Source organism: Pseudoxanthomonas sp. GW835-FHT14C01 (assembly GCF_058793715.1).
This window is the reverse complement of record NZ_JBXAGB010000002.1, coordinates 859,541-874,804: the sequence shown is the minus strand read 5'-3', so window position 1 is coordinate 874,804 and position 15,264 is coordinate 859,541. Positions and strand designations below refer to the sequence as shown.

General features: G+C 67.8%; 19 protein-coding genes. 9 read left to right on the top strand and 10 right to left on the bottom strand.

Translation table 11 applies throughout. The annotated features are described in order from the left end of the window. Positions 1-343 precede the first annotated feature (343 nt). From folE2 to efp, 7 genes are all read right to left on the bottom strand, one after another. Positions 344-1,276 (bottom strand): GTP cyclohydrolase FolE2, encoded by a 933-nt coding sequence (folE2, locus tag AC1Q5B_RS10945; RefSeq protein WP_492631688.1) that lies wholly within the window; start codon positions 1,274-1,276, stop codon positions 344-346. 111 nt (positions 1,277-1,387) lie between these two features. Then, complete coding sequence (locus AC1Q5B_RS10940) at positions 1,388-2,095, bottom strand: isoprenoid biosynthesis enzyme family protein (protein WP_492631687.1); 708 nt, start codon at positions 2,093-2,095, stop codon at positions 1,388-1,390. A 125-nt stretch (positions 2,096-2,220) separates the two neighbouring features. Beyond that, positions 2,221-2,913 carry a phosphoglycolate phosphatase gene (locus AC1Q5B_RS10935; protein ID WP_492631686.1) on the bottom strand — a complete coding sequence of 231 codons (693 nt, stop codon included), beginning with the start codon at positions 2,911-2,913 and terminating at the stop codon, positions 2,221-2,223. After that, the gene (gene ubiG, locus AC1Q5B_RS10930) at positions 2,910-3,629 is read right to left on the bottom strand and encodes a bifunctional 2-polyprenyl-6-hydroxyphenol methylase/3-demethylubiquinol 3-O-methyltransferase UbiG (protein ID WP_492631685.1); all 720 of its coding nucleotides are present in this window, start codon (positions 3,627-3,629) and stop codon (positions 2,910-2,912) included. Before ubiG ends, AC1Q5B_RS10935 begins: the two co-directional genes overlap by 4 nt. Before the next feature lie 90 nt (positions 3,630-3,719). Beyond that, the gene (locus AC1Q5B_RS10925) at positions 3,720-5,057 is read right to left on the bottom strand and encodes a TRZ/ATZ family hydrolase (RefSeq protein ID WP_492631684.1); all 1,338 of its coding nucleotides are present in this window, start codon (positions 5,055-5,057) and stop codon (positions 3,720-3,722) included. Between the two features lie 6 nt (positions 5,058-5,063). Further along, positions 5,064-5,279 (bottom strand): hypothetical protein, encoded by a 216-nt coding sequence (locus AC1Q5B_RS10920; RefSeq protein ID WP_492631683.1) that lies wholly within the window; start codon positions 5,277-5,279, stop codon positions 5,064-5,066. Then, the gene (gene efp / locus AC1Q5B_RS10915; RefSeq protein WP_492631682.1) at positions 5,279-5,845 is read right to left on the bottom strand and encodes an elongation factor P; all 567 of its coding nucleotides are present in this window, start codon (positions 5,843-5,845) and stop codon (positions 5,279-5,281) included. Before efp ends, AC1Q5B_RS10920 begins: the two co-directional genes overlap by 1 nt. Before the next feature lie 103 nt (positions 5,846-5,948). Between efp and epmB the strand changes: the two genes are divergently transcribed. Together epmB and AC1Q5B_RS10905 are read left to right on the top strand one after the other, a co-directional pair. Beyond that, positions 5,949-6,968 carry an EF-P beta-lysylation protein EpmB gene (epmB, locus tag AC1Q5B_RS10910; RefSeq protein WP_492631681.1) on the top strand — a complete coding sequence of 340 codons (1,020 nt, stop codon included), beginning with the start codon at positions 5,949-5,951 and terminating at the stop codon, positions 6,966-6,968. A gap of 97 nt (positions 6,969-7,065) precedes the next feature. Next, on the top strand, positions 7,066-9,141 hold the full coding sequence (locus AC1Q5B_RS10905) for an EAL domain-containing protein (RefSeq protein WP_492631680.1): 2,076 nt from the start codon (positions 7,066-7,068) through the stop codon (positions 9,139-9,141). A 100-nt stretch (positions 9,142-9,241) separates the two neighbouring features. On the opposite strand, the gene htpX is transcribed toward AC1Q5B_RS10905, so the two are convergent. Next, entirely contained in the window at positions 9,242-10,123 is an 882-nt protein-coding gene (gene htpX, locus AC1Q5B_RS10900) for a protease HtpX (protein ID WP_492631679.1), read from the bottom strand. 120 nt (positions 10,124-10,243) lie between these two features. Between htpX and gluQRS the strand changes: the two genes are divergently transcribed. From gluQRS to AC1Q5B_RS10870, 6 genes are all read left to right on the top strand, one after another. Further along, positions 10,244-11,161 carry a tRNA glutamyl-Q(34) synthetase GluQRS gene (gluQRS, locus tag AC1Q5B_RS10895; protein WP_492631678.1) on the top strand — a complete coding sequence of 306 codons (918 nt, stop codon included), beginning with the start codon at positions 10,244-10,246 and terminating at the stop codon, positions 11,159-11,161. 44 nt (positions 11,162-11,205) lie between these two features. Then, positions 11,206-11,946 carry a beta-ketoacyl-ACP reductase gene (locus AC1Q5B_RS10890; RefSeq protein ID WP_492631677.1) on the top strand — a complete coding sequence of 247 codons (741 nt, stop codon included), beginning with the start codon at positions 11,206-11,208 and terminating at the stop codon, positions 11,944-11,946. Positions 11,947-12,115: 169 nt separating this feature from the next. Beyond that, a complete protein-coding gene (gene phaR, locus AC1Q5B_RS10885; protein WP_055942352.1) occupies positions 12,116-12,619 on the top strand; it encodes a polyhydroxyalkanoate synthesis repressor PhaR in 504 nt (167 codons plus the stop codon). Between the two features lie 75 nt (positions 12,620-12,694). Then, a complete protein-coding gene (phbB, locus tag AC1Q5B_RS10880) occupies positions 12,695-13,435 on the top strand; it encodes an acetoacetyl-CoA reductase (RefSeq protein ID WP_492631676.1) in 741 nt (246 codons plus the stop codon). 42 nt (positions 13,436-13,477) lie between these two features. Continuing rightward, positions 13,478-13,648: a hypothetical protein gene (locus AC1Q5B_RS10875; protein WP_156383629.1), complete on the top strand. Its 171-nt coding sequence runs from the start codon at positions 13,478-13,480 to the stop codon at positions 13,646-13,648. Between the two features lie 42 nt (positions 13,649-13,690). After that, a complete protein-coding gene (locus tag AC1Q5B_RS10870; RefSeq protein ID WP_492631675.1) occupies positions 13,691-13,906 on the top strand; it encodes a hypothetical protein in 216 nt (71 codons plus the stop codon). Positions 13,907-13,909: 3 nt separating this feature from the next. Here AC1Q5B_RS10870 and AC1Q5B_RS10865 read toward each other — a convergent pair whose 3' ends face one another. Next, the gene (locus AC1Q5B_RS10865; RefSeq protein WP_492631674.1) at positions 13,910-14,350 is read right to left on the bottom strand and encodes a phage tail protein; all 441 of its coding nucleotides are present in this window, start codon (positions 14,348-14,350) and stop codon (positions 13,910-13,912) included. 166 nt (positions 14,351-14,516) lie between these two features. Here AC1Q5B_RS10865 and AC1Q5B_RS10860 point away from each other — a divergent pair, with 166 nt between their 5' ends. Then, positions 14,517-14,774 (top strand): hypothetical protein, encoded by a 258-nt coding sequence (locus tag AC1Q5B_RS10860; RefSeq protein WP_492631673.1) that lies wholly within the window; start codon positions 14,517-14,519, stop codon positions 14,772-14,774. A 102-nt stretch (positions 14,775-14,876) separates the two neighbouring features. Here AC1Q5B_RS10860 and AC1Q5B_RS10855 read toward each other — a convergent pair whose 3' ends face one another. Next, positions 14,877-15,209 carry a VOC family protein gene (locus AC1Q5B_RS10855; protein ID WP_492631672.1) on the bottom strand — a complete coding sequence of 111 codons (333 nt, stop codon included), beginning with the start codon at positions 15,207-15,209 and terminating at the stop codon, positions 14,877-14,879. Positions 15,210-15,264: the final 55 nt, after the last annotated feature.

Here is a 15,264-nt window from a genome sequence, read left to right as displayed (position 1 = left end):
AGCCGGGCGCGTTGCGACGCGTTTGAGCACCCTTACGCGCCAGGTTTCAGGGGGCGCGGTTCGATGTGAGGATCGATCCCCTGCTGGTCCTCGAACGCGGAAAGTAACCGCCGACCGTTTGCCAGCCGGGCGCGTTGCGACGCGTTTGAGCACCCTTACGCGCCAGGTTTCAGGGGGCGCGGTTCGATGTGAGGATCGATCCGCTGCTGGTCCTCGAACGCGGAAAGCAGCCCGCGTTGCTCTTGTGGGAGCGACGTAAGTCGCGAAGCTTTATCCTCAGCCCGATCGCGACTGACGTCGCTCCCACATTCCACACCGTAGCCCGCATCCCGCGGACCTGATCTCAGTCGTTGCTGCCGCTCACGCGGGCGACGGCATCGTGCGGATGCAGGCTTTCGTAGTGCGCGACGGTGGCGTCGTACCTGGCAACGCGCGCATCGGTGGCAAGCACGGACGCGACGCGGCGGGCGGCGTCTTCGCAGAACATCAGGTTCTCGGCATTGAGACGGGCAAAAGCCTGCTCGTCGACGCGCTTGACGGCGGTCTGCACCGGCGTACCGAGCGCGGCTTCGATGGCATCCACCAGCGGCACCAGCGGGAGCTCGTCGAACTGCGGACGCAACTCCACGCGCACGCTGGCGCGGCTGCGCTGGGCATGCGGCGTCGCGGCGAGGCCGCGCTCGGAGGCCAGCCAGTCGTGCACGGTATCGACCGATGGCGCGGGCGAAGCGCCGAAATCCTGGGCGAAACGTTCGGCGTTGGCCTGACGGGACAGCGCCGCAGAAGCAGGGCACGTGCTGGAATACTCGACCGCAAACGACAACGCCAGGGCGAGATGGCCGTCGACCAGCGTCGCTTCGACCTCTACCGGATAGCGCTTCCAGCCGGCGTAATCGCTCTCCAGCGCCTTGCGCTGCAGAAGGGCTTCATAACGGATCTTCAGGCGCGCACTCGTCGCCAGCCCGGACTGCGACGCGACGCTGTCCTGCAGGAGGTGCCGCAGGCCGGCCGGCGTGATCGCTTCGCGCGCCAGTCCGTCCTGCAGCTGCAGATAGAGGCGCGACATGTGGATGCCGCGCGCATCGGCGTTGGCCAGGTTCACCGACAGATCGATGCTGGCGGCGACCTGAAGCTGCCCGCCCTGCCCGTCGGCGATGCGTACCGGCAACGCGATGTTCTCCATGCCCACCCAGTCGAGGGGGCGCGCCAACGGCACGCGCTGGTGGGCGACATCGGGAAGATCGGCGCGGGGCGCCGCGGGAAGCGAGGGAGCCATGGTCATGCACGGGGGAGCGGATGCCGCGCATTGTACGCCTTGGCCTGAATCCCCAGATGAAACAGTCCGTTACGAGCGACTTCTGCAGCTATCGCAACGATATGCGCTGCCTTAGTCGCCGCGTGCTGCGCGCCAGCCGGTGAACAGCAGCGTGGGGCGCGACGGCAGCGGCGCGGGCGTTCCCGTACGCGCCAGACGCTGCAGCCTGCCCCGCGCATAAGCGGCGAGGACGCGGCGCTCGCGGGCGCCCTGCTGCGCTGGCCGCCATCGGTGCAGGACATCGGATGCCCACGCCCTTACCGCGGAAGCGTCGTCCGTCTGCCGGAAGGCGGCCGGCACGGCAGCCACCCCCATGTCGGCCATGCGGGCAGCGAGCGTCTGGGCGATGACGGCATCCGCTTCCGGCGCACGACCCAACACCGCGGTCTCCACCGCCACGACAGCCGCGCCATAGCACGACAGTGCCGCAAAGGCCTCGCTGCCGTCGGCCGGCAGCTCGCGCGCGGCCACCAGGGCCGGCAACGCATCGGCCAGCGGCGCCCACGGGGCCTGCACCGGCTCCAGCCGGCGTCCCAGCGGATGGCGCGAGCGCTGGTTCGACCAGTCACGCAGTTCTTCGCTCCACCACGCCAGCTTGGTGTCCGCCGGCAGCGGATCGCCGCTGATGTTCAGGACATCGTCGAATTCCTGCAGCAGCGCGAACCACGCGACCGCGAGGTCGCGGCGCGCGGGGGCGACGAAGATCTCCGCCACCGACCATTCCGGCCAGCGCGCACGCCATTTCTGCAGGAAGCTGTCGAGGGCGGCGGAGTCGGACATGCAATGGAACTCTGTAGGAGCGACGTAAGTCGCGACCGTGATGCCGGTGCGTTCGGGAACCTACGACGGCACGTTTACGGATGTGCTGGCGGTAGAAGGGAAACCTGTGGACGTGCGGTCGCGACTTACGTCGCTCCTACAACACGCTGGGTTGCGGGCCATGTCGATGGCTCGATCAGCGCTGCCGGCAGCTCGACCATGACGTCCGCCTTCCATTGCGCGGGATCCTCATGCGCCTGCCGGTAACCCCACAGGGCCGCGATCGACGGCATGCCGGCGGCGCGCGAGGCCTGGATGTCGCGCTCGTCGTCGCCCACGTAGACGCAGTCGGCGATGGCGATGCCGATGCGTTCGGCGGCGACCTGCAGCGGCAGCGGATGCGGCTTCTTCTCGGCCAGCGTGTCGCCGCCGATCAGCACCGCGCAACGCGTCTCCCACCCCAGCTGCGGCAGGATGTCCCGTGCCAGGTACTCCGGCTTGTTGGTGACGATGCCCCAGGTACTGCCCGCAGTATCGAGTGCATCCAGCATGTCGGCAACGCCGTCGAACAGCACGCTGTGGCGACCGAGCTCTTCCTGATAGATCGCGAGGAACTCGGCGACCATCGCTTCGCGCGGCGCCTGCTCCATGTCGGGAAACGCCGCCGCCAGCATCGCGCGCGAGCCTTTCGACACGTGCGGCCGCAGCACGTCCAGCGTCATCGGGCCGATGCCATGCGCGGCGCGCATCCGATTGGCGGTGGCCAGCATGTCCGGTGCGCTGTCGAGCAAGGTGCCGTCCAAGTCGAACAGCGCGGCGCGGGGAAATCCGTTCGTCACGGCTTCACCGCACTGGCGAGATAGTTCACGTCGGTGCGCGAGGTCATCCGCGCGCGTTGCCGCCACGGCTCATAGGCCAGGCCGGTGACGTCCTGCAGCTGGAATCCGGCCTCGCGCAGCCAGGCGGCCAGTTCGGAAGGACGGATGAATTCCTTGTAGTGGTGCGTGCCCTTGGGCAGCAGGCGCGCGATGTACTCGGCACCGACAATGGCCAGTGCGAACGCGGCCGGCGTGCGATTCAGCGTGGACAGGAACAGCTGTCCGCCCGGCCTCAGCAGCGTGTGGCAGGCGCGGATGATCGACAGCGGATCCGGCACGTGCTCCAGCATCTCCATGCAAGTGACCACGTCGAAACTGCCGGGACGCTCCTCGGCCAGCGACTCGACCGAGCGCAGCTGGTAGTCGACCTGTACGCCCGACTCCAGCTTGTGCAGCCGGCCGACCTTCACCAGCTCCGGGGCCAGATCGATCGCGGTGACCTGCGCGCCTTCACGCGCCAACGCCTCGCTGAGCAGCCCGCCGCCGCAGCCGACATCCAGCGCAGTGGCGCCGGACAACCGCACGCGGTCGCGCACGTACTGCAGGCGGACCGGATTCAGCACGTGCAGCGCCTTCTGCGGGCCATCCGGGTCCCACCAGCGGTTGGCCAGCGCGCCAAACTTGTCGAGTTCGGCCTGGCTGAAGTTGTCGTCGAGGGGCGAAGTCGTGGTCGTCATGCGGGCTATTGTAGAGCGGAGCTTGCTCCGCTGCCGTGCTGCACTTCCGCTACCGCGGAGCCGAGCAAGCTCGGCTCTACCGCCGGCCTGTCAGCGACGGATACCCGCGATCCGCTCGCGCCACTGCCGCGCATTGGCGATCACGCCCTCGATGTCCATCTCCACCAGCACGCGCTGCAGCAGCTTGGCCTTGCCGGCGATCCACACGTCGCTGACCTGCTGCCGTCCGGTCGCATAGATCAGTTGCGACACCACATGGTGCAGCGGCTGGGTCTCCAGTGCGGACAGGTCGACGCAGACCAGGTCGGCCTCCTTGCCCGGCTCGATGGAACCGATACGGTCGTCGAAGCCGATCGCCTTCGCGCCGCCCAGCGTGGCCGCGCGAAGGGCGCTGAAGGCGTCGATCGCGGCGGCATCCTGCGCCACCGCCTTGGCCAGCAGCGCCGCCGTGCGGGTTTCGCTGAACATGTCCAGGTCGTTGTTGCTGGCGCAGCCGTCGGTGCCCACGGCCAGCGTCACGCCCGCACGCTCCAGTGCGCACGCCGGGCAGAAACCTGACGCCAGCTTGAGGTTGGACTCCGGGCAGTGCACCACGCTGACGCCGCGTTCGACGCACAGGTGGATCTCCGCCTCGGTCAGCTGCGTCATGTGGATGGCGATCAGCCGGTCGTTGACCAGGCCGAGCCGGTCGAGCCGCGCGATCGGACGCTGGCCGTATTTCTCCAGCGACTGTTCCACTTCCTGCGCGGTCTCGTGCAGGTGCAGGTGCACCGGCACATCGAGCTGGTCGGACAGCATGCGCACGCGTTCGAAGTTGGCGTCGTTGACCGTATACGGCGCATGCGGTGCGAACGCGGTGGCGATCAGCGCGTCGTCGCGCCATTGATCGTGCACTTCGCCCGCCTTCTCGAAATACTCGTCGTCCGACGCCGCCCAGGCGGTCGGGAAATCGATCACCGGCAGACCGACGCGCGCACGGAAACCGTGGTGCTTGTAGGTCGCTGCCTGCACGTCGGGGAAGAAGTAGTTCTCGTTGACGCAGGTGGTGCCGCCGCGGAGCATCTCGGCGATCGCCAGGGTGATGCCGTCGGCGACGAAGTCCGGCCCGATCACGGCGCCTTCGATCGGCCAGATATGTTCCTGCAGCCACACCTTCAGCGGCAGGTCGTCGGCCACCCCACGCAGCAGCGTCATCGGATTATGGGTATGCGCGTTGACCAGGCCGGGAATCAGCGCCGCGTCGGGACGCGAGACGGTCTCCCGCGGCGCGAAGCGCTGGCGCGCCTCGGACACCGGCAGGATCGCGACGATGCGGCCGCCGGTGACGGCGACCGCGTGGTCTTCCAGCACCAATCCGTGCGGCACGACCGGCACCACGAAACCGGCTTCGATCAACAGGTCGCAGGTATCAGGTGCAGTGTCGGTCATGCAGGGTCAGATCCCGAAGCCCAAGGTGTAGGTGATGCCGAAGGCGCCGGCACCGAACAGCAGCCAGCACAGCAGCATCAGCGCCAGCGCGCGGCCGTAGCCCAGCCTGGGCACGGCGGCGAACAGCCTGGGCAGGGTGGCGTTCCAGCACAGCATGACGCCCAGTCCGGCGATCAGCACGCCGATCACCCAGATGCCCAGGTAGAGCGCGAGCTGTCCCATCACTTCACGCGGCTGACGTATTCACCGGTACGGGTGTCGACCTTGATCACTTCGTCCTGGCCGACGAACAGCGGCACGCGCACGACGGCGCCGGTTTCCAGCGTGGCCGGCTTGCCGCCCGTACCGGCGGTATCACCCTTCACGCCCGGGTCGGTCTCGGTGATCTGCAGCTCGACGAAGTTCGGCGGGGTCACCTGGATCGGGTTGCCGTTCCACAGGGTCACCACACAGTCTTCCTCGCCCTTCAGCCACTTCTCGGCGCCGCCCATGCCGGCCTTGTCGGCCTGCACCTGCTCGAAGGTCTCCTGCTGCATGAAGTGCCAGTACTCGCCGTCGGAATACAGGTACTGCATGTCGGTATCCACGACGTCCGCCGCCTCGACCGAGTCGGTGCTCTTCATGGTGATTTCCTGCACGCGGCCGCTCTTGATCAGGCGGTACTTCACGCGGGTGAACGCCTGGCCCTTGCCCGGCTTGACGTATTCCGTGTCGGTGATGATCGCCGGTTCGTTGTTGATCAGGATCTTCATCCCGTTCTTGACGTCGTTCATGCCGTAACTGGCCATGCGTGTGCTCCTGAGGGTAAGGCGTACCCGCCGCGCGAGGCGGCCGGCCGGATAGAATGTGGGGACCCGCCGGACCCGGCGGGTGCTTGTTTCCAGACCCGACATGATAACCGCAGCCCCCGAACCTAGACAGCCCGCCCCGCTGGCCGCGCCCCGCTGGCAGCAGGCCTGGCGCGATGCCGTGCGCGATCCGCGCGAGCTGCTGGCGCTGCTGGGGCTGGAAGTGCTGGCGGAACGGGTGTCCGACCAGGCCGCGGCCCAGTTCCCGCTGCGGGTGCCGCGCGGCTTCGTCGCCCGCATGCGGCACGGGGATCCGCACGATCCCCTGCTGCGCCAGGTGTTGCCGCTGGACCACGAAATGCAGCCGGTCCCGGGCTACGGCCTGGACGCGGTCGGCGATGGCGCCGCCCGAACGGGGACCGGCGTCATCCAGAAGTACCGGGGGCGCGCCTTGCTGGTGGCGACCGGCAGCTGCGCGATCAACTGCCGTTACTGCTTCCGTCGCCACTTCCCCTATTCCGACGAAACCGCCGCGCGCGATGGCTGGCGCGAGGCGGTGGACCTGATCCGCAAAGATGACAGCATCGAGGAAGTCCTGCTCTCCGGCGGTGATCCGCTGTCGTTGTCCAACGGCAAGCTCGCCGAGCTGACCGACGCGCTGGCCGGCATTCCGCACCTGCGCCGGCTGCGCATCCACAGTCGCCTGCCGGTGGTGCTGCCCGAGCGCGTCGACGACGGTCTGCTGGCCTGGCTGTCCGGCCTGCCCTGGCCGGTGACATTGGTGGTCCACGCCAACCACGCCAACGAGTTCGACGGCGCGGTCGATGCCGCGCTTCGACGCCTGCGCGGGGCCGGCGTGCACCTGCTCAACCAGGCGGTGCTGCTGCGCGGCGTCAACGATGACGTCGATGCCTTGGCCGCCCTCAGCGAACGGGGTTTCGCGGCCGGCGTGCTGCCGTATTACCTGCATCAGCTCGACCGGGTCGCCGGCGCGGCCCATTTCGAGGTCGACGACGGCCGGGCGAAGGCGCTGCATGCGGCCCTCGCCGCCCGCCTCTCCGGCTACCTGGTGCCGCGCCTGGTGCGGGAAGTCGCCGGCGACACCGGCAAGCGCCCGCTCTGACGCCACGGCGGCAGGCCGTGCACGCATCTGCGACGGCTGCATTGGACTCATCTCACGTGTTCAGGTATTAAACGCGCACCCCTCGCGGACACGCTGCATGCAGATCGGCAAAGACACCACGCTACGACTGACCCTGGTGGACGACAGCGCCGAGGACGCGGAAGCCATCGTCTCCACGCTGCGCAACGGAGGCATTGCCGTGCGCCCCCTGCGCCCGATCGACGCCGCCGAACTCGGCCAGATGGTCGCCGCGCAGCCGATGGACCTGCTGCTCGCCTCGCGTACCGCGAAGGGCATCCCGCTGGCGACCGTGCTGGGCCAGGTCGACGCCAGCGGCAAGGACATTCCGGTGATCGTGCTGGCCGATGCGATCAGCGAAGCCGACCTGCTCGCCGACCAGGCGGCCGGCGCACGCGCCATCGCGTTGCGGGGCCGCCCGGAGCACGTGCTGACGGTCCTGCGCCGCGAATGGGCGGACCTGGACTCGCGCCGTTCGCAGCGCCGGCTGGAAGGCCAGATGCGCGAGACCGAGCGCCGCTGCGATGCGCTGATCTCGTCCTCGCGTGACCCGATCGCCTACATCCACGAAGGCATGCACATCCGCGCCAACGACGCCTACCTGGAGATGTTCGGCTTCGAATCGTTCGAGGATGTCGAAGGCCTGTCGCTGCTCGACCTGGTGGGCCCGCAGTACGTCACCGACTTCAAGGCCCTGCTGAAGAAGATCAGCAAGGGCGAACCGCCGCCGCCGCGCTTCGAACTGGAAGCCCGCAGCATCGACGGGGACAGTTTCCCCGCCACGCTGGAATTCGCGACCGCGACCTACGAAGGCGAAGCCTGCGTGCAGGTGGTATTCCGCCGCCGCGAGGAGTTCGATCCCGAACTCGCCCGCGAGGTCGAAGACCTGCGCCAGCGCGACATGGTCACCGGCCTGCTGAATCGCCCCACCTTCCTGCGCGAACTGGAGAACGCGGTGGCCCAGGTGGCCCGAGGCGAAGACCAGTACGCCCTGCTGCTGCTCGAACCCGACCACTACCAGCGCCTGCTGCAGGACATCGGCATCGACTCGGCCGACGCGCTGGCCGCCGCCCTGGCGGCGCGCCTGTCCGAGAAACTCGACGAGGGCACGATCGCCGCCCGCTTCGGCGAGCGCACGTTCGCCGTCCTGCTGCGCGGCAACCACGCGCAGACCGCGGCGCTGGCCGAGAAGCTGCGCGCGTCCTACGCCTCGCACGTGTTCAATGTCGGCGAGCGTTCGGCCTCGGTCACCGCCAGCATCGGCGGCGTGCAGATCGGCGAGAAGATCGCCAGCGTCGGCCCGGTGCTGACGCGGGCCACGGACGGCCTGCAGACCGCGACCAACCTGGGCGGCAACCGCATCGAGATCTTCGACCCCGGCGCCGTGGACCGCGCCGAGGAAGAGCGCGTGCAGAACTGGATCAAGCGTCTGCAGGAGGCGCTGCAGGACGGCAGCTTCCACCTGCACTACCAGCCGGTGGTGAACCTGCAGGGCGAACCCGGCGAGGTGTACGAAGCCCTGCTGCGGCTCGAGTCCAACGGCGAAGTCGTCCCGCCGCAGTCGTTCATCGGCATCGCGGAAGAGAACGGCCTGCTCGATGCCATCGACCGCTGGGTGGTGAACCGGGCCATCGAGGTGCTCGCCGAGCGCAAGCGCACCGGCCGCGACACCCGCCTGGTGGTGAAGGTCAGCCCTGCCTCCTTCGCCGACAACCGCCTGCTGGACTTGATCGCCAAGCGACTCGCCGAGCACAACGTACCCGGCGACCGGCTGTGGCTGCAGACGCCCGAAGCCAAGGTCTTCACCCATCTGCGGCAGGCGCAGGCCTTCCAGTCGGCCGCCGCCAAGCTCGGCTGCCAGGTGGGACTGGAGCACTTCGGTGCCGGCCTGGATTCGTTCCAGCTGCTGTCGCACTTCCAGCCCACGTTTCTCAAGATCGACCGCGTCTTCAGCGAGGACCTGGGCAAGAACGCCGAGCACCAGCAGAAGATCCGCGAGATCGCCGAGCGTGCGCAGGCGCTGGGCATCCTTACCGTGGCCGAACATGTGCAGGACGCGGCGACCATGGCGTTCCTGTTCACCGCCAACGTCGACTACGTGGAGGGCAACTTCCTGGCCGCGCCGGGCCCGGCGATGAACTACGACTTCAGCTGATCGCCCGCTGGTTTCTGTGGTCGCCCTCCTGCCGTTGGAGGCGCGGAAAAAGAAAACCCGCCTTTCGGCGGGTTTTCCGTTCTCTGCACGAGCAGCGCGATCAGGCGAACGTGCCCTGCTGCGCGCGCAGCGCGGCGATGCGGTCTTCCAGCGGCGGATGGCTCAGGAACAGCTTCTTCATGCCCTGGCCGATGCCGCCGGCGATGCCGAAGGCTTCCACCTGCGCCGGCAGCGTGCTCGGACGCTGCTGCTGGTTGAGGCGCTCGAGCGCGGCGATCATCTTCTGGCGACCGGCCAGCGTCGCACCGCCATGGTCGGCGCGGAATTCGCGGCGACGCGAGAACCACATGGCGATCATCGTGGCGAACAGGCCGAACACCACTTCCAGCGCCATCACGATGATGTAGTAGCCGAACCCGCGGCCGCCGCCCTCGCGGTTGCCGGACAGGAAGTTGTCGACGATGCCGCCGACCACGCGCGCGAGCACGATGACGAAGGTGTTCAGCACGCCCTGCAGCAGCGCCATCGTCACCATGTCGCCATTGGCGACGTGGGCGACCTCATGGCCGAGCACGGCCTCCGCTTCGTCCTGCGTCATCGAACGCAGCAGGCCGGTCGATACCGCCACCAGCGCATTGTTGCGGTTGGCGCCGGTGGCGAAGGCATTGATCTCCGGCGCGTCGTAGACGGCGACTTCGGGCATGCCGATGCCGGCGGCCTGCGCCTGGCGCTGCACGGTGGCGACCAGCCAGCGTTCGGCATCGTTGCGCGGCTGTTCGATGACGACGGCACCGGTGGCGCGCTTGGCCATCCACTTGGAGGTCAGCAGCGAGATCAGGGAGCCACCGAAACCGAAGATCGCCGCGAACACCAGCAGGCCGCCCATCTGGTTCGGGTTGACCCCCAGGAGGGACATGACGATACCCGCCAGTACGAGTACCGCGAAGTTGGTGGCAAGGAACAGGGCAACACGCGTGAACACGGTTCGGATCTCCAGAGGGTCGTGCAAAAGTGGGCGTCGACGCCGCAGAATTGCGGCTGGGCCCGCTCGAATTCAAGCGGCTTCCTGACCACATGGTTCAGCTTTCTTCCTTTGTGACGAATGAGCACCCCCGTTCCCTCCCCGTACCGCGGCCGCTTCGCGCCTTCGCCCACCGGACGACTGCATTTCGGTTCGCTGGTCGCCGCACTGGGCAGCTGGCTGCTGGCGCGCCATCACGACGGTACGTGGCTGGTGAGGGTGGAAGATCTCGATCCACCGCGCGAGGTAGCCGGTGCGGCCCCGCAGCAGTTGGCCACACTCGCCGCGTTCGGCCTGGTCTCCGACGAACCGGTGCTCTGGCAGAGCGCGCGACACGAGGCCTACGCCGACGCGCTCGCCCGCCTGCTCGATGACGGCAGCGCTTTCGAATGCCGCTGCAGCCGCAGCGACCTGGCCGCCGTCGGCGGCATCCATCGCGCTTGCGTGGCCAGCGACCGCACGCGGCCGCCGGCCGTGCGCCTGCGCGTTGCGGACGGGACGCGTGTCGCGTTCCACGATGGGCTGCAGGGCGAGTGCGTGCAGGCCGTGGACCGCGAGGTGGGCGACGTGGTGCTGCGGCGTGCCGACGGCTTCTGGGCCTACCAGCTCGCCGTGGTGGTGGACGATGCCGCCCAGGGCATCACCGACATCGTGCGCGGCGCCGACCTGCTCGATTCCACGCCCCGCCAGATCCTGCTGCAGGGTGCGCTGGGCGTACCGACGCCGCACTATCTGCACCTGCCCCTGGTCGTCGACGCCGCGGGCGAGAAACTGTCCAAGTCGATGGCCGCCCTGCCGGTCGACGACGACGCCCCGCTGCCCGCGCTGCGTGCCGCCTGGGAGACGCTGGGCCAGTGGCCCGCCGTCGTGGCGGACGCACCGACGGTCGATGCAGCGCTGCGGGCGATGACGCGCGCATTCCTGCCCGACAACCTTCCAAAAGTGAGGTCAGTGACGTTCGCTGCAGCGCACAACGATGCTGCCGCAGGCGCTGTCTAGAATCGGTTGGCCGTCGGCTTGGACGGTCCAAGGAGATTCCCCACATGACATCGCGCGTCGCCCTGGTCACCGGCGGCACCGGAGGTATCGGTACCGCCATCTGCAAGAAGCTGGCCGACATGGGCCACAAGGTCGCCACCAACTACCGCAACGAAGAGAAGGCGCGCGCGTGGCAGGCGCAGATGAAGGCCGACGGTTACGACATCGCGTTGGTGAAGGGCGACGTGACCTCGCCCGACGAGGCGCAGGCGATGGTGAAAGAGGTCGAACAGACGCTCGGTCCGGTCGAAGTGCTGGTGAACAACGCCGGCATCACCCGCGACGGCACCTTCCACAAGATGTCGGCCACGCAGTGGGGCGACGTCATCAACACCAACCTCAACTCGGTGTTCAACGTGACCCGTCCGGTGATCGACGGCATGCGCGACCGCAAATGGGGCCGCATCATCCAGATCAGTTCGATCAACGGCCTCAAGGGCCAGTACGGCCAGGCCAACTACGCCGCCGCGAAGGCCGGCATGCACGGTTTCACCATTTCGCTGGCGCGCGAGAACGCCAAGCTCGGCATCACCGTCAATACGGTGTCGCCCGGTTACGTGGCCACCGACATGGTGATGGCGGTGCCGGAAGAGGTGCGCGCCAAGATCGCCGCGGACATCCCCACCGGCCGCCTCGGCAAGCCGGAGGAGATCGCGTACGCGGTGGCGTTCCTGGTCGACGAGCAGGCCGCGTGGATCACCGGCTCCAACCTCGACATCAACGGCGGCCACCACATGGGCTGGTGATACCGGCCCGCGCAGACCGCCTTTTCCGACGCCCCGCAAGGGGCGTCGTCCGTTCCGATGCTGCGCAGCAATTTCGCTTGCTGAACAGGGCGTCCCTGCCTCGTGGCCTGTTGCAAGGGCTGTTGCGCTGCGTCATGCTGCCGTCATACGCGTTTAGAGCGAAGACTCAATGGCTGCGATCCGCATCATCAAGAAGTACCCCAACCGTCGCCTGTACGACACCGAGATCTCCAGCTACATCACCATCGAGGACGTCCGCCAGCTGATCGTCGATGGCGAGGATTTCGAGGTCCGTGATGCCAAGACCGGCAACGACCTGACCCGCACCGTGCTGCTGCAGATCATCAGCGAGCAGGAGCAGGATGGCGAGCCGGTGCTGTCCACGCAGCTGCTCAGCCAGATCATCCGTTTCTACGGCGATTCGCTGCAGGGCTTCATGGGCAACTACCTGGAGCGCAGCATGCAGCTGTTCATGGAACAGCAGCAGCAGTTCCGCAGCCAGATGGGCAACCTGCTCGGCCAGACGCCGTGGACCATGATGAACCAGCTCACCGAGCGCAACATGGAGCTGTGGCAGGAATTCCAGCGCAACCTCACCGGTGGCATGGGCCGTCCGACCACGGTCAAGCCGAAGGAAACCCCGCGCGAGACGCCGAAAACGCGCGCGCGTTGATATTCCCTGTAGTGAAACCCGGCCCGCGCCCCGTTGCGCGGGCCTTTTTTTGAGCCGCGACATCAGGAATTCCGCATGACGCAACGCATCGCCGTGGTGACCGGCGGCATGGGTGGGCTGGGACTGGCGATCTGCCAGGCCCTGGCCCGCGCCGGCCGCAAGGTGGTCGCCGCCGACCTGCCCGCTTCGCCCGAGCGGCTGGACCACTTCCGCGCACAGACCGCATCGCTCGACATTGACACCGCCACCGTCGACGTGGCCGACTTCGACGCCTGCGCCGCCTTCGTGCAGGACGTCGAGGCGCGCCACGGCGCGCTCGACATCCTGGTCAACAACGCCGGCATCACCCGCGACGCGACCCTGCGCAAGATGGACAAGGCGCAGTGGGACGCAGTGATCGGGGTGAATCTGGACAGCGTCTTCAATCTCTGCCGCCACACCGTCGACGGCATGCAGGCGCGCGGCTTCGGCCGCATCGTCAACATCAGTTCGGTCAGCGGGCAGACCGGCAACTTCGGCCAGGTGAATTACGCCGCAGCGAAAGCCGGCCTGCATGGCTTCACGATGTCGCTGGCGCGCGAGGTCGCGCGCAAGGGTGTCACCGTCAACAGCGTCTCGCCCGGCTATGTGGAGACGCCGATGACGCGCGCCATGCCCCAGGACGTCCGCGACCGCACCGTCGCCGCAGTGCCGGTCGGCCGCATCGGCCAACCGGACGACATCGCCCGCGCGGTGGCCTTCCTCACCGCCGACGATGCCGGTTACATCACCGGCGCCAACCTGCCCGTCAACGGCGGACTGTTCATGAGCTTCTGAGCACCGTCGTCCGGCGCTCCACAACACGACCAAGGACTCCCGATGAAACTCACTCCTCCCACCTTCGGCGTCTGGCTGATCGCGCTGCTGCTCGGCGGTGGCGGCATCGCCGCGAAGTTCGGCTATGTGCCGGTGCTCGCGCCGCACGCGTTCTGGCTGGTCGTCGCCGGCTTCGGCCTGCTGGTGGCCGCGACGCTTTTCAGCAAGCTCTGACGCCCGCGCGATGCTCCCGGCGTCGATCGTCGGGAGCAGGCCATGAATCCGCTTGCGTGGATCTTCGGGGATCTGCTCACCCGACCCCGCCTGATCGTTCCGCTGCTGCCGGGCATCGGCGTCGGCGCAGGTCTGTTCCACGTCGCTGGCAAGGAGCCTTCGTCCGCCGCGATCGCCGTCGGTTGCGCTCTGCTCGGCCTGGCGATCGGCTACGTGCCGGAGTACGTCCGCGACACACCGCGCGGTCCGTGGGATTGACGGCTACTCCACCTCGAAGCGGTCGAACGCAATCTCCAGCGTTTCGAACACCGTATCCGCCTCCGTCGCATCCAGCGGCGAGGTCAGGTAACCCGCCGGCCGGGCGCGCAGGAAGCGCCAGCTCATCGCCGGGTTGCCCTGCTCGTCAAGCAGCGTGACCGTGAGGGTGCGCCGGGCGTCGCCGCCGTTGCGCGCCTCGTTCCACCACTGGTACCACGACAGCGAACCGATCACGCCCCGCCGCAGCACCAGGTTGTCGTAGTGCGTCAGCGTGGACAGCTTCGTGGTCTCCGGCACCCTGTCGTTGCCGTTGCGGTACTCGTTGAGCTGCAGCCGCGCCGCGGGGAACAGCACCTCCGACACTCCGGCGTCGGGTCCATCGCCCAGGCCGAGGTCGACGTGGAAGTTCATTCCGGCATAGGGACGGTCGCGCTGTACGGCCATGGGCAGGGTTCCATGTGAGGGAGGGAGACCGGCGCCCGGGAGCGACCGGCTTCTCTCTCCAACGCAGTCACCTCACGCCAGCGGTCAGCGGCGTCGCGTCCGCGCGCACGAGATGGCCTTCCGGACGCCATCGATCGCCCTCGCAATCCCTCGTGCAAGGCCCGGAGTGCCGAACATCGAGCCCGAAGCGCGATCGATGGCTTTCCGAGTGCCATCCCATCGCAATCCGGACGCGATCGATGGGATTTACTTTGAGGCAGATGGCTTTCCGGAACCCATGGGCGGCACATTCAACGCCATCGATGGCACGTTTAAACCCGGCGATGGGCTTAAAAGTGCCGGGCAAGGAGCACGGAACGCGATCGATGGGATTCCGAAAGCCATCCCCTGGCGTTCCGAGCCCGATCATTGGCCTTCCATGTGAGAAGAGAGCGCGCCGAGCCCCCTCGATGGCGTTCGGAATGCCATCGCTGTCGATGAAGGTGAGACAGAAGCACCGTCGATGCGTCCCGGTGTGCCCGATGCACTAGGCCGTCGCGGCTTGGCCGATCCAGAGGCGGTTGCCATCCGGGTCGTCGATGCGGAACTCGCGCATGCCATAGAACGTGTCGTCCAGGTCGGGCACGTCCAGCCCGTTGTCGCGCGCCTGCCGGTGGAAGGCGACCAGGTCGTCCGGATACAGGTACAGCACCGCGCCACGCGGCGCATCCGCATGCGCGTTGATCGACTGGTCCAGCATCACCCGGCACTCGCCCCAGCGCAGCTTCGCCCAGCCCCAATCGTCGCGCCGGTCTTCGACGGTGAAGCCGAGCTTCTCGTAGAACAGGATCGCACGCGGCAGATGCCGGACGGGTTGCATGGGGATGATGCGGGGCATGAGGTTCGCTCTACGCAGGAAGGGGCAAGCGCGTCCA

Excerpts from the sequence above, each read along its gene's own strand:
- folE2 (WP_492631688.1), bottom strand. The coding sequence starts at position 1,276 with ATGGCTCCCTCGCTTCCCGCGGCGCCCCGCGCCGATCTTCCCGATGTC.
- AC1Q5B_RS10940 (WP_492631687.1), bottom strand. The coding sequence starts at position 2,095 with ATGTCCGACTCCGCCGCCCTCGACAGCTTCCTGCAGAAATGGCGTGCG.
- ubiG (WP_492631685.1), bottom strand. The coding sequence starts at position 3,629 with ATGACGACCACGACTTCGCCCCTCGACGACAACTTCAGCCAGGCCGAA.
- AC1Q5B_RS10925 (WP_492631684.1), bottom strand. The coding sequence starts at position 5,057 with ATGACCGACACTGCACCTGATACCTGCGACCTGTTGATCGAAGCCGGT.
- AC1Q5B_RS10920 (WP_492631683.1), bottom strand. The coding sequence starts at position 5,279 with ATGGGACAGCTCGCGCTCTACCTGGGCATCTGGGTGATCGGCGTGCTG.
- efp (WP_492631682.1), bottom strand. The coding sequence starts at position 5,845 with ATGGCCAGTTACGGCATGAACGACGTCAAGAACGGGATGAAGATCCTG.
- epmB (WP_492631681.1), top strand. The coding sequence starts at position 5,949 with ATGATAACCGCAGCCCCCGAACCTAGACAGCCCGCCCCGCTGGCCGCG.
- AC1Q5B_RS10905 (WP_492631680.1), top strand. The coding sequence starts at position 7,066 with ATGCAGATCGGCAAAGACACCACGCTACGACTGACCCTGGTGGACGAC.
- gluQRS (WP_492631678.1), top strand. The coding sequence starts at position 10,244 with ATGAGCACCCCCGTTCCCTCCCCGTACCGCGGCCGCTTCGCGCCTTCG.
- AC1Q5B_RS10890 (WP_492631677.1), top strand. The coding sequence starts at position 11,206 with ATGACATCGCGCGTCGCCCTGGTCACCGGCGGCACCGGAGGTATCGGT.
- phaR (WP_055942352.1), top strand. The coding sequence starts at position 12,116 with ATGGCTGCGATCCGCATCATCAAGAAGTACCCCAACCGTCGCCTGTAC.
- phbB (WP_492631676.1), top strand. The coding sequence starts at position 12,695 with ATGACGCAACGCATCGCCGTGGTGACCGGCGGCATGGGTGGGCTGGGA.
- AC1Q5B_RS10875 (WP_156383629.1), top strand. The coding sequence starts at position 13,478 with ATGAAACTCACTCCTCCCACCTTCGGCGTCTGGCTGATCGCGCTGCTG.
- AC1Q5B_RS10870 (WP_492631675.1), top strand. The coding sequence starts at position 13,691 with ATGAATCCGCTTGCGTGGATCTTCGGGGATCTGCTCACCCGACCCCGC.
- AC1Q5B_RS10865 (WP_492631674.1), bottom strand. The coding sequence starts at position 14,350 with ATGGCCGTACAGCGCGACCGTCCCTATGCCGGAATGAACTTCCACGTC.
- AC1Q5B_RS10855 (WP_492631672.1), bottom strand. The coding sequence starts at position 15,209 with ATGCAACCCGTCCGGCATCTGCCGCGTGCGATCCTGTTCTACGAGAAG.